Here is a 12,354-nt window from a genome sequence, read left to right on the forward strand (position 1 = left end):
GCGTTACCGTACGCCATCGCGGATCATGTAACCCGCGCCACGAACGGTATGAAGCAGCGGCCGCTCGAATCCCTTGTCGATTTTGGAACGCAGCCGCGAAATATGCACGTCGATGACGTTGGTCTGCGGATCGAAGTGATAGTCCCAGACGTTCTCCAGCAGCATGGTCCGGGTCACGACCTGCCCCGCATGTTTCATGAGGTACTCAAGCAAGCGAAACTCGCGCGGCTGCAGCGTCAGCTCCTCCTCGCCCCGCGCGACACGATGCGACAGCCGGTCGAGTTCGAGATCGCCGACACGATAAACGGTCTCCTCGCGGCCGCCCTGGCGGCGCGACAGCACTTCCACCCGTGCCAGCAATTCGGCGAACGAATAGGGTTTCGGCAGATAGTCGTCGCCTCCGGCGCGTAGACCCTTGATGCGATCGTCGACCTGGCCGAGCGCAGAGAGGATAAGCACCGGTGTCCGGTTGCCCTTGTCGCGCAGGGAGCCGATCACGGAGAGCCCGTCGCGTTTGGGCAGCATCCGGTCGATCACCAGCACGTCGTAGTCCCCGCCGTCGGCAAGCGCGAGTCCCTCCTCGCCGTCGCCGGCAAGCTCCGCGACATGACCGACCTCGCGAAACGCTTTCACGAGATAGTCCGCGGACTCGCGATCGTCCTCGATGATCAGCAGGCGCATCTGGTTGTTGGAGTTGCCCAAGATGTTGTCTTTCCATGACCATGGCGCGCCCGTCGCCCACGCGCAAGGCTGCGAGATAGACCCCGCAATCCGGGAAAAAGCGGGCGGTGGAGCTTGGGGCAACTCCACCGCCCTAGTCCTTCCGACGAAGGGGGGCTGTTTCCATCGGAAGGTGGCCAAGGGGGACGGGCTTTTCCGCCCGCCCCCCGGAAAGTGCCGTCAGCGGGGGCGACTGATGCCGGCGACGCTTTCCAACTCTTGCAGGGGTCCCATGTGCAGGGGTCCCATGTGGTCCTGATCAGGCATGACCTGATAGGAGAATCAGACCACTAGCCCTTCCCGATCGGAACCGGGACGTAACGCGGCGTGCCGCCGGAGCGAACCCGGATCAGAACACTGTCCTTGTTGTCCGCGCGCGCCGCCTTGATGGCGTCGCGCACATCGGCCGAACTGGAGACGCTCTTTCCTCCGACCTCGAGGATCACGTCCCCTTCCCTGAAGCCACGATCCGCAGCCACGCTCTTCGGATCGACATCGACGACTACGACGCCGGCCGTGCCGGCACCCGCAACAGACGCCGCCGGGGCAACCGTCATCCCGAGCTTGGGAATGTCGCTGCCATGCAGCGACCCGCGATCATTGCCGTTCCGATCGGCCTTCGCTTCCACGGTATTGGGCAAAGTGCCGAGCGTCAGGTTGACGACCTTGTCCGTACCCTTGTGCAGGACGTTCAGCTTGATCGACGTCCCCGGCGCGAGGCCGCCGATGGTCCGCGCCAGTTCGCGCGCATCCTTGACGGTAGCGCCATTGACAGCCGTGATCACGTCGCCGGACTGGATGCCGGCCTTGGCCGCCGGGCTGTCGGCCTGCGGCTCGGCCACCAGCGCGCCTTCGGCTTTCTTGAGGCCGAGGCTCTCGGCGATATCCGACGTTACCGGCTGGATCTGGACGCCGATCCATCCGCGGCTTACCGAGCCCTTGTCCTTGAGCTGCGCGACGACATTCTTGACGGTGTTGGCCGGGATCGAGAACGCGATGCCGACACTGCCGCCGGACGGCGAATAGATCGCGGTGTTGACGCCGATCACGTCGCCCTTCATGTTGAAGGCCGGGCCGCCGGAGTTGCCCTTGTTGACGGGCGCATCGATCTGAATGAAATCATCATAGGGGCCGTTGCCGATGTCGCGGCCGCTGGCCGACACGATGCCTGCGGTCACGGTGCCGCCGAGGCCGAACGGATTGCCGACCGCAAGCACCCAGTCGCCGATCCGCGCCTTGTCATCCGACAGTTTGGCAAACGGGAAATTCGAGCCACCATCGACCTTGATCAAGGCAAGGTCAGTACGCGGATCGGTTCCGATCACCTTTGCGGTGTAGGTCTTGCCGTCGTCGGTCGTGACTTCCACCTTGTCGGCGTCGTCGACGACATGGTTGTTGGTCACGGCGTAGCCGTCGGATGAAATGAAGAAGCCGGAGCCCTGCCCGGTCACGACGCCATGTCCGTGCCGGCCGCGCAAGCCCGGCGGCAGGCCGTCCGGTCCCCCGAAGCGGCGGAAGAACCGTTCCATCGGCGAACCAGGCTGGAACGGCGACTCCAAATCGTCATCGCCGCTGGCAACCTTATCCTTCATCCGGACCTTGACCGAAATCACCGACGGCTTCACCCGCTCGACGATGTCGGCAAAGCCGATCGGTTGGGCGACCTTGCTCACGTCATGGTTGACCTGCGCATAAGCGGGACTGGTGAAGAGATCGGCTTTGGTCATCGGGGGGAGGAACCCGTATGCAGCCAGACCCAGGCCCGCGCCAACGGACGCCATCAACGCGAACTTGCGAGCGGTGATCCCAAAGCGGCGGGCGGGCTTGAATGGTGCGGGCGGCGTGTGGTCGGGTCTGACGGTCATGCGGGATCTCCAGAAGCAGATTGATATGGCGCCGAAGGCAGGCACTTCATGTCCTGAAGATGAGGATTTGCGCCTTACCGCGCGCTGGCCGGGAGATTAATGTTTGGTAACATGACGGACGCCTCGTGCGGCTGTTTGGCGCATGACTGGTTTTCGAGCAGGGCTCATTCGAACAGACTTGTTCGAACAGACTCGTTCAATCGGATCGGGGCCGTACGGCCGTGCACCTGGCGGAGTCGATTTGACATCCACTACCCACTTCCGCGGTCTCGCAATGCCAATGTCAGATCCGCTCCACCAGGAAACTGATAGTTGCTCCTGGTCCCGCGCCTCCAGCCTTCGCAAAAACACCGGCTGAAACCGGATGTGAATGTTAGAACTGGATCGAACCCAGTTGCTCCAGATCCTGCATGTTCAGGATTTTCAAGACACCACCGGACAGATCGGCAATGGTCTGATCGCGGAAAGCACTGATCGTTCGGCTGACATGGACAGGCGTCAGACCCAGCGCGTCAGCAATATGCCGCTGACGCAGCGGAAACGAATAACTCTCATCGCGAATGACTTTTCTGTCCCCGATCCTCGCGATGAGATGTAGAAATAAATATGCGATGCGCTGCTCCGCCGAATATCGCCCCAAAATGGTGATTTTCTCGTCAAGCGCTTTCAAATCCGTCAAGCAATGCTTGGCCAGGGCAAGCATGGCCGCGGGATTTCCTTCAAGCCGTTTCCTGACCTCTTCGCCCTGCATCTTGCATACTTGAATTGTCGTAAGCGCTTCTGCGGCGAAGTGATTGTCCTCGTTAAATACCGAACCAACCGAAAGCAGGTCTCCGGGCAGCAGGAAATTCAATATCTGGCGGTGGCCGTTCGGAAGTTGGATGAAGCGAAACGCCCAGCCTTCGCAAAGAACCACAAGTTCAGGAGGCGCCGACCGGCGAAAAAGAAGCTGTCGCCCTGCCGGGATCACAGCATGACGTATCCACGACGGCTTTTCATGCGGACGTTCAGCTTCTGGATTTTGCTGGATCGCACGACAAAAGCCGCTTTCCCCGTTTGGGCAACCGGCACAGGACCAAAGGGTCGTCATAAGTAGCTCTAAAAAATTCAGATGATAGGATATCGACAGCGCGAACGCGCGCAGCAGCAACCACAACGGTAAAGGTGCTTGAATTCACGATAACCCGAGCACGCGTCTAAACTGAATTCCGACGGGTTCGGTCGTAATCCGCATTAATGGGCACTGCAGATGGCGATGGCATTTTATTGAAAAACATTCCAAGCCTATGGAGAATCAAAACGCCCCTCATCCAATTTAGATTGTTGATGAGGACTGTCGACAGTATCAAATTACCTGCAATGCATGGTTGAAACCGAACACAACGTTGCAGGCGAGTGAGCCCGGCAAGAACGCGTGAGCAAACAGAAGCGAAGCGCTTGTGCTCCGTCGGCGACCTCGATTTCGAAGAAGCGAATTAACCTGCATCAATATTATTGCGCATCACCCGGCGGACAATTTTAAATTATCTGTACGTAGTTTTGCCTAGCCGAAGCTGAAATTCGCCCCGTGCGTACGCTTGAAGCGCTCGCAGGGAGAATGAAGCGAACTTCTGAATCACCAACACTGGCATCGTCGGCTGCCGTGAGCCGCCCCACGCATCACCGGATCGCGGGCGACGTAGTGCGGTCACCGGCGACGAAAGTATTATAAAAGAACAATGGAGTACGTTGTGTTTATCCGCCGATCTGGAAACCATTCGAAGGCGCAGGCCGCTATTGCAAAATCCTTGGCCACCGACGCCATAACCGCGAAGGTGATGGTGGCGGATCGCGATCTGAACATTGTTTACATGAACAATGCGGTCGTCTCGCTTTTGAGGGAAGCCGAGACCGATATCAGGACGGAACTGCCAAATTTCAAAGTTGACGGCCTGATCGGCAGCAACATCGATATCTTTCACAAGAATCCTGCGCATCAGCGAAAATTGCTGGAAAACCTGACGTCACCTTATCACGCCATGGTTCAAATCGGCGGCCGGGTTTTCGATCTGTTGGCAACCCCGCTTATGGAGCGCGGCGAGCGTCGTGGAATCGTCGTGGAATGGGCCGACGCCGGCCAGCGGCTGCAAAACCTCGGCTACGCCGCGCAGTCCGACGCGATCAGTCGCGCCCAGGCCGTCATCGAATTCACGATGGATGGGAAGATCGTCACCGCGAACCAGAACTTCCTCGATGCGGTCGAGTACACGCTGTCCGACATCAAAGAACGGCACCACAGCATGTTCGTCGATCCGGCGGAGCGGGAGAGCGCAGCCTATCGCGAGTTCTGGTCGAATCTTAACCGCGGCGAATATCAGGCAGGCGAGTACAGGCGGATCGGAAAGGGTGCCAAGGAACTCTGGCTGCTCGCCTCCTACAACCCGGTGTTCGACGACAAGGGAAAGCCGCTCAAGGTCGTAAAACTCGCGACCGACGTCAGCGATCAGAAGCGGAAGTTCAGCGACCTCGCCGGACAAATCGATGCCATCAACAAATCGCAGGCGGTCATCGAGTTCAACATGGACGGCACGATCCTCACCGCCAATGCAAATTTCCTGAACGCGCTGGGCTATGTCCTGGGCGAGATCAGGGGAATGCATCACAGCATGTTTGTCGAGCCGGCCGAGCGCGACAGTTCGGCCTATCGCGAATTCTGGGCAAACCTCAATCAGGGACGCTATCAGGCCGGAGAATTCAAACGTATCGGCAAGGGAGGCCGGGAGGTTTATATCCAGGCCTCCTACAATCCCATTCTCGACTTGAGCGGCAAGCCCTTCAAGGTGGTGAAATATGCTGCCGATGTCACGAAGCAGGTTCTTGTCCGGATGGGCAACGAACGCGTTCGCGGAATGATGGAGTCAGTTGCGGCTGGAGCCGAGGAGTTGAACGCTTCCGTGCGCGAGATTTCGGAAGCCATGAGCAAGTCGCGGGAGGGTGCCGTCGGCGCCGTCGAGCAAGTGGCCGCGGCGGATACGCAGGCAAAGCGGCTTACGGATGCCGCCCAGTCGATGAGCGGAATCATCGAACTGATCAACAACATCACGGGTCAGATCAATTTGCTGGCGCTGAACGCGACGATCGAATCGGCACGTGCCGGCGAAGCAGGCCGTGGATTTGCCGTGGTGGCTGCGGAAGTCAAAAATCTTGCCAATCAGGCCAAGCAGGCGACCGACAAGATCGGACACGAGATCGGCAGCCTCAACGATATTTCCGCGGACGTGGCGGGCGCGCTCAATACCATCAAGCTCGCGATCAACAGCGTCAGCGAATACGTGACATCGACAGCTGCCGCCATCGAGGAGCAGAGCACCGTGACAGGCGAGATGTCGGCCAGCATGCAGCGCGCTGCGGCAGAGGCTGCGGCGATCGCGGCCGCTTGAGGTTTGATACTAGAAGATCGATCGCGTGCGTTGAGCTTTATGGCGCCTCGATGTGGATCGTGGCGTAGAAGGATCATTTTCCGATGTCGAATGTCGTCGCATTCAGAACGAGCGGCCCTAAAGCGTTTTCAAGCGAAGTAGGCGCCGGTTCGCGTGAAGAAAACGCGTCAGAACAAAAATACAGAGATTTTCACCGTTTCCGTGAAACGGTGAAAATCTCAAAAAGCGAGGCTGCCGAACCTCGGTCGCACGCTCTATCTGTCGAAGGGGACTGTCGTGCCCCGCTCAAGCCGGAGCTTCTCAGGGAGAAATTCGCTGCGCTTCACGAAATAGCAATAGGCCGCCTGACTCATGCAATCGCGCTTCTTGAGGGCAGGCATTCCAGGATACGGGCGGATCTGACTTTAATCAGCAGCCCTTCCGTCAAGGCCGGACTCGAAGCCCAACTGCATGGCATTGAACACTGGCTTGCAGCGACCAAACGGCAAGTGCGCGAACTTTCCGCGCCCCTACCGGGGCATTCCGAGTTGCGGTCGCAACAGCAGCAGACGGTCGCTGAACGATAACGCCATCGGTCCTGGCGTCCATCCCGGCCGCGGCGGCGCGAATGATGGCGGCGAAGCGCTAACCGGGTTCACCGGGGTCGGCCACCAGCTTCGCGAGTCTTGCCTCTTCTTCCTCGCTCAGTCGCGGCGGCGCATCCGCGGCCGCCTGCATCGCCTTCGAACGTCGTCGGCTGTATCCCCAGAGCGCGAGTCCGCCGCCCAGCAGAACCAGCGGGGTCAGCAGCCAGAGCGGCAACGTGCTCTTCTCGAAGGGCGGCTTCAGCAGCACGAAGTCGCCGTAACGGGCGACCAGAAAGTCCAACACCTGTTGATCGCTGTCGCCCTTTGCGATGCGCTCGCGCACCAGTAGACGGAGGTCGCGCGCCAGCGGCGCCGAGGAATCGTCGATCGACTGGTTCTGACACACCATGCAGCGCAATTCGCGCGACAGGTTGCGCGCGCGCGCTTCCTGGGCGGGGTTGGACATGATCTCGTCGGGCTGCACCGCATGCGCGGGAGCCGCCATCGTGAGCGCGAGGAGAAAAAGAACGCCAAATATGCGCGCGAACTTCTGACCCGCGCTGAGTCGTCCCCGCAACGGCGTCTTTTGCATCACCTCATACACAACGCTACTCCGCCGGCTGGAGGGCGTGGAGAGCCTTCGCTGGCTTCGGCGCGCCAACCCGCAGGCGGCGGTCGGACAACGACAGCACGCCGCCAAAGGCCATCAGAACCGGCCCGAACCAGATCAGCAGCACCATCGGCTTGTGATAGATGCGCACCGCAACCGAGCCGTCGGCGCCGGTATCTCCCAACGAAATGTAGAGCTGGCTTGCGCCGCGTGTCAGCAGCGCGGCTTCCGTGGTCGACGCTGCGCGGGTGGTGAAGTTGCGCTTCGAAGGCGTCATCACCGCGATCGGCTCCCCGCCCCGGCTCACGGTAAACCGCGCCGTCTGCTCGCGATAGTTGGATTGCTGCCGCTGCGACGTGCCCTCGAAGGTCAGGCTGTAGCCGCCGACCTGCGCCACGTCGTTCGGCTTCATGGAGGCGATGAATTCGGTGTTCCAGGTGGTTTCGCAGACGATGCCGATCAGGGCCACGCCGAGGCCGGCGTGGGCGAAGACGGTGCCCCAGGCCGAGCGCGGCAGTCCCTTGGCGCGGCGAAACGATACCGGAAGCGATGTGCGAAACAGGTTGATGCGCTCGGCAAGATCGCTCAGCGCGCCGAGAATCACGAACACCGCCAATCCGATCGCCAGCGGCGCGAAGGTGCTGCCGCCGCGCGTCCATGCCCACAGCACGGCCATTGCGATGATGCTGCCGATTCCGGCCGCCATCAACCGTTGCGAGGCGCCGACCAGATCACCACGCTTCCACGCCAGCAACGGGCCGAACGGCACCGCGATCAATAGCGGCACGAACAAGGGAGCAAATGTCAGGTTGAAGAACGGAGCGCCGACCGAAATCCTGTTGCCGGTGATGACCTCAAGCGCCAGCGGGTACAGCGTGCCGACGAAGACGGTGGCGCAGGCCGTGGTCAGGAACAGGTTGTTGAGCACGAGCGCGCCCTCGCGCGAGATCGGCGCGAACAGCCCGCCCTGCTTCAGGGCGGAGGCGCGCCAGATATACAAGGACAGGCTGCCGCCGATGAAGGTGCACAGGATCAGCAGGATGAAGATGCCGCGCGTCGGATCGGTGGCGAAGGCATGAACCGATGTCAACACGCCTGAGCGCACCAGGAAGGTGCCAAGCAGCGACAGCGAGAAGGTCAGGATCGCGAGCAGGATAGTCCATACCTTCAGCGCGTTGCGCTTTTCCATCACAATCGAGGAATGCAGCAGCGCCGTTCCGGCCAGCCACGGCATCAGCGATGCATTCTCCACCGGATCCCAGAACCACCAGCCGCCCCAGCCGAGTTCGTAATAGGCCCAGTACGACCCCATCGCGATTCCGAGCGTCAGGAAGATCCACGCCATCAGCGTCCACGGCCGGACCCAGCGCGCCCAGGCGGCATCGATGCGTCCTTCGATCAGGGCGGCGACGGCGAAGGAGAACGCGATCGAGAATCCGACATAGCCGAGATAAAGCATCGGCGGATGCACCGCGAGCCCGATGTCCTGCAGCACAGGATTGAGATCGCGGCCCTCCATCGGCGGACTGGCGATCCGCGCGAACGGATTCGATGTCAGCAGAATGAAAAGGTAGAAGGCGGTCGCGACCCAGGCCTGCACCGCCAGAACATGCGCGCGCAGCGACAGCGGGAGATTATTGCCAAACGCGGCGACCAGCCCGCCGAACAGCGCGAGGATCGTCACCCACAGCAGCATGGAGCCTTCGTGATTGCCCCAGACGCCGGTGATCTTGTAGATCATCGGCTTCAGCGAATGGGAATTCTGGAACACGTTGACGACCGAGAAGTCGGACACGACGTGCAGCGTCACCAGCGCGAAAAAAGATGCGCCGACGAACACCAGTTGCGCCAGCGCGGTCGAGCGCGCGACGTTCATCAGCGCTCCGTCGTGCAGTTTCGCGCCGATGATCGGAATCGTGGACTGGATCAGCGCAAGCCCGAGCGCCAGCACCAACGCATAATGTCCCGCCTCGGCGATCATTGCGACACTCCCTGTTTGCCGGAGGCCTGCTCACCTGGCTTGCTGGAGGCCTGTTCGCCGTAGTCGTCCTTCCAGTGGCCCTGCTTCTTCAAGGCGTCCGCGACCTCCTTCGGCATGTAGGTCTCGTCATGCTTTGCCAGCACGGTGTCAGCATGGAATACGCCCGAACCGTCGAGCGCGCCCTCGGCGACCACGCCCTGCCCCTCGCGGAACAGATCGGGCAGGATGCCCTTGTAGGCGACCGGAAGCGTCGCGCTGCCGTCGGATACCTTGAATGTGACCGCGAGATTGTCGCCGCGGACCAGCGAACCCGTCTCCACCAGCCCGCCCAACCGGAAGCGCTGGCCGGGCTTGATGTGGTGCTCGGCGACCATCACCGGCGTCGAGAAGAACACGATGGAGTCGCGCAGCGCGTTCAGCACCAGCGCGGCCGCTATTCCGAGCACCACGAGGGCTCCGCCGATCATCGTCAACCGCCGCTGCTTGCGTGTCATGCCGTTTCACCTGCGCGGAAAGCGAACACCTTGATCATCCATCTATCCCGAGCGCCTTGAGCCCTTCGTTGAGCTGGCGCAACCCTGCTTCGTTCCGTTCGAGCGCACGGCGGGCATCGTCACGCACGACGCGCGACTTCTCCGGCTCCTTGAGCACCATATAGGCGCGAGCCAGACGCAGCCATCCCTCGACGTCGTTGCCGTCCTGTTTCAGACGCGCGGAAAGCCGGTCGACCATTTTGTGGATCATCGCGGAACGATCGGCCTCGTTCATGTTGCTGGCCGCAGCCACCGCCTCTTCCGTCGGACGCGGCGCGCCGTCCCCGAACTGAGCCAGCGCCTCCTGCACGGCGCCGCGCCATTGCGCTTCCGCAGGCGCGTCGGCCAGCAGAGCCTTCCATATCGTGACGGCGTCGGCGGTGCGGCCGTCCTGCTCGGCCGCCATTCCGAGGAAAAAGCGCGCCTTCGCATCCTTGGGATCGAGGGCGACCGCGCGCTCGAACTCGCTTTTCGCATCAGCGGTGACAATGCCGTTGGCAGCCCCCGCGAGCGCGGCGCCGAGATCGGCGCGGAGCTGAGCCGTTTCACCCGTATAAGTGATTACGTTGCGGTAGGCGCGCGCAGCGTCCTCAAAGCGGCCGAGTTTTGCGAGCACCGGCGCCAGCACGGTCCAGCCACGGCCGTCGGCAGGATGCTTTTCAAGATGAGATTCGACCTGCGCCACGAGGTTCTCGAGCGGTTGCGATGCATCGGCTGATTGAAGGCGCTCCGCCAGCGGGAAATCGGGCAGTTGCGGCGATCCGAGCGGCAGGTAGATCAGGAGCGCCAGCAGCGGGATCCCGGCGAGCGCGCCGACCGCCACCGCGCGGCGCGGCCAGGGTTTGGACGCGTGCGACGGATGGTCTTCTTCCGCATCGGCGGCCTCCAGAAGCCGCCGGCCGATTTCGACCCGCGCGGCCGCCGCCTCGGGCGCGCCGATCAGACCGGCTTCGGCATCACGCCCGACTTCGGCCAGTTGATCCCGGTAAACGGTGGTCTCGCTGCCCCCTGGCGTCTGCGGTCTCGCCGAACGGCCAAGCGGCCATAGCACCGCAAAGACCGCTCCAGCGGTCATCAGCGCGAACACAAACCACAGCGTCATCTCGTCAGCGTTCCCGTAGCCCGGCGCAGGAAACGGCCGGGCCGATGGGCGGGTTACACCATGACTGGACAATGGACGCAATTGACAATTGCGGCACAATCGGCGGGAAGCACCGGCAACCCTCTGATTTCAGTGAAAGTTCGGGTTTAGACGTGCGCTTGACGGGCTTAGCCGGCCCGCGACGACTTGGGCTCCGCCGCCAGCGCGTTCTCGGCCGCCCGGCTCATTAGCGTCGAATAGTCATGGCCGAACAGAATCTCGCAGAAACGAATCGTCGCCTTGACCTGCTGCTGGCGGAATGTGCGGGCGCGCTCATCGCCATTGCGAAGCGATTCCACCAGGGTTTGCGCGGCCCGCTCGACGTATTGCTGCAACTCCGAGTAGGTACGCATCGTGACTTCATTGATTGCCAGTTCGCTGGCGTAGGTCCGACACACCGCGACGAAATCGATCAGCGCGGCGGTTTCCTCCACCTCGGTCGGGTCGATCCGCGCGCCGGGCGGAATGTCCTTGTCGGGCCGCTGGCGGAGCAGACGCCGCACCCGGCCGGAAACGCTGTCGATTTCCGATTGCAGGCCGTTGGAAATATCGATTCTGATCGCCGCGAGCTGGCGGCCCCAGGCTGAATCGGCGCGGATATCGAGTTCGGTTCGCAGGCCCCGGATGCCATCGTGCACCGCCTTCAAATGCTCGGACACGTTTTCGAAACGGCCGCGGCGGATGTCGTCGCGCAGACCGGCTGCGGTCCGCGACAAATCCTCAAGCACCAGCGTGACCGCCGCGCCATAAGGCGTCGCCGCCACCCGAAATTCGTCGTCGGAGCCTGAGAACTTGATCGCCAGGCGAATGACCTGCCACGACGCGGCCAGCCGCTGCATCACCAGCGACAGCGCGAACGGGGCAGCCAGCGGGGTCAGCAGGGAAGGAACATTGAGCGCGGGCATCAGAAGAGCAATCTGAGGCTCCCCGAGGACCCGCATAAAACCCGGCAGCCGGATAATGAGGGTCTCAAGGGCTTCGCGAGCGTTCAGGACCGCTCCTATGGAAGCAAAATCTTCGGCAACGCTGGGCGCGCCGATGCGGCCGAGCTTCCGCTGACGATCAGTGCTATCGGCCACCCGCTGGATGGCGGCCGCGGCGGCTGCCTGCAAGGTCCAAGCTGCCGCCTCGATGTCGGACGCGGCTGCGACTTCAGTCGCGAGCGCAGCCTCGAACGCACGCACGGCATCGGGAGCGCCGTCCTGCGCCAGCCATTGCCAGACCGGCGTGAGCGAGGTGCGTCGGATCTGCCCGGAGCGCGGCGCGGACTCGTCCTCGATGAGAAACGGCTCCAGCGGACGAAACAGAAGCCGGGCCGGATCCTCGCGCCGTGGTCGCACACTATCGTCCGGGCAGCGGACGATCCTGCGAAGTTCCCCGAGCACAAAGCTGGCGACCGCGACGTCTTCATCACGCGCGACGGCGCGCTCGAATTCCCGCAGCAGCACGGCCTGCGACTTCGGAGGAAGCTCAGCGAGATAATTCCTCAGCCGTTCGATCGAGGCCTGGTCCATGCCTT

The 12,354-nt window shown here is 62.0% G+C and carries 10 protein-coding genes; 2 read left to right on the plus strand and 8 right to left on the minus strand.

Translation table 11 applies throughout. The annotated features are described in order from the left end of the window. Positions 1-3 precede the first annotated feature (3 nt). From BGO16_RS08245 to BGO16_RS08255, 3 genes are all read right to left on the minus strand, one after another. Positions 4-681 carry a response regulator transcription factor gene (locus BGO16_RS08245; RefSeq protein ID WP_292618166.1) on the minus strand — a complete coding sequence of 226 codons (678 nt, stop codon included), beginning with the start codon at positions 679-681 and terminating at the stop codon, positions 4-6. A gap of 329 nt (positions 682-1,010) precedes the next feature. Further along, the gene (locus BGO16_RS08250) at positions 1,011-2,585 is read right to left on the minus strand and encodes a Do family serine endopeptidase (protein WP_292618137.1); all 1,575 of its coding nucleotides are present in this window, start codon (positions 2,583-2,585) and stop codon (positions 1,011-1,013) included. 373 nt (positions 2,586-2,958) lie between these two features. Next, on the minus strand, positions 2,959-3,741 hold the full coding sequence (locus BGO16_RS08255; protein ID WP_292618138.1) for a Crp/Fnr family transcriptional regulator: 783 nt from the start codon (positions 3,739-3,741) through the stop codon (positions 2,959-2,961). Positions 3,742-4,402: 661 nt separating this feature from the next. On the opposite strand from BGO16_RS08255, the gene BGO16_RS08260 reads away from it, so the two are divergent. After that, on the plus strand, positions 4,403-6,004 hold the full coding sequence (locus BGO16_RS08260) for a PAS domain-containing methyl-accepting chemotaxis protein (protein WP_292618167.1): 1,602 nt from the start codon (positions 4,403-4,405) through the stop codon (positions 6,002-6,004). Positions 6,005-6,087: 83 nt separating this feature from the next. Beyond that, positions 6,088-6,570: a hypothetical protein gene (locus BGO16_RS08265; protein WP_292618139.1), complete on the plus strand. Its 483-nt coding sequence runs from the start codon at positions 6,088-6,090 to the stop codon at positions 6,568-6,570. Positions 6,571-6,628: 58 nt separating this feature from the next. Here BGO16_RS08265 and BGO16_RS08270 read toward each other — a convergent pair whose 3' ends face one another. From BGO16_RS08270 to BGO16_RS08290, 5 genes are all read right to left on the minus strand, one after another. Beyond that, a complete protein-coding gene (locus BGO16_RS08270; protein WP_292618140.1) occupies positions 6,629-7,174 on the minus strand; it encodes a cytochrome c-type biogenesis protein in 546 nt (181 codons plus the stop codon). Between the two features lie 4 nt (positions 7,175-7,178). Beyond that, positions 7,179-9,161, minus strand: a complete 1,983-nt coding sequence (locus BGO16_RS08275; RefSeq protein ID WP_292618141.1) for a heme lyase CcmF/NrfE family subunit — start codon at positions 9,159-9,161, stop codon at positions 7,179-7,181. After that, positions 9,158-9,655 (minus strand): cytochrome c maturation protein CcmE, encoded by a 498-nt coding sequence (gene ccmE, locus BGO16_RS08280; protein ID WP_292618142.1) that lies wholly within the window; start codon positions 9,653-9,655, stop codon positions 9,158-9,160. Before ccmE ends, BGO16_RS08275 begins: the two co-directional genes overlap by 4 nt. Before the next feature lie 34 nt (positions 9,656-9,689). Next, positions 9,690-10,796 carry a c-type cytochrome biogenesis protein CcmI gene (ccmI, locus tag BGO16_RS08285; protein ID WP_292618143.1) on the minus strand — a complete coding sequence of 369 codons (1,107 nt, stop codon included), beginning with the start codon at positions 10,794-10,796 and terminating at the stop codon, positions 9,690-9,692. 167 nt (positions 10,797-10,963) lie between these two features. Then, positions 10,964-12,349, minus strand: coding sequence for a hypothetical protein (locus BGO16_RS08290; RefSeq protein WP_292618144.1), 1,386 nt, complete (start codon positions 12,347-12,349; stop codon positions 10,964-10,966). Positions 12,350-12,354 lie beyond the last annotated feature (5 nt).

The sequence above is a fragment of the Nitrobacter sp. 62-23 genome, from assembly GCF_001897285.1.
Taxonomy (GTDB): domain Bacteria; phylum Pseudomonadota; class Alphaproteobacteria; order Rhizobiales; family Xanthobacteraceae; genus Nitrobacter.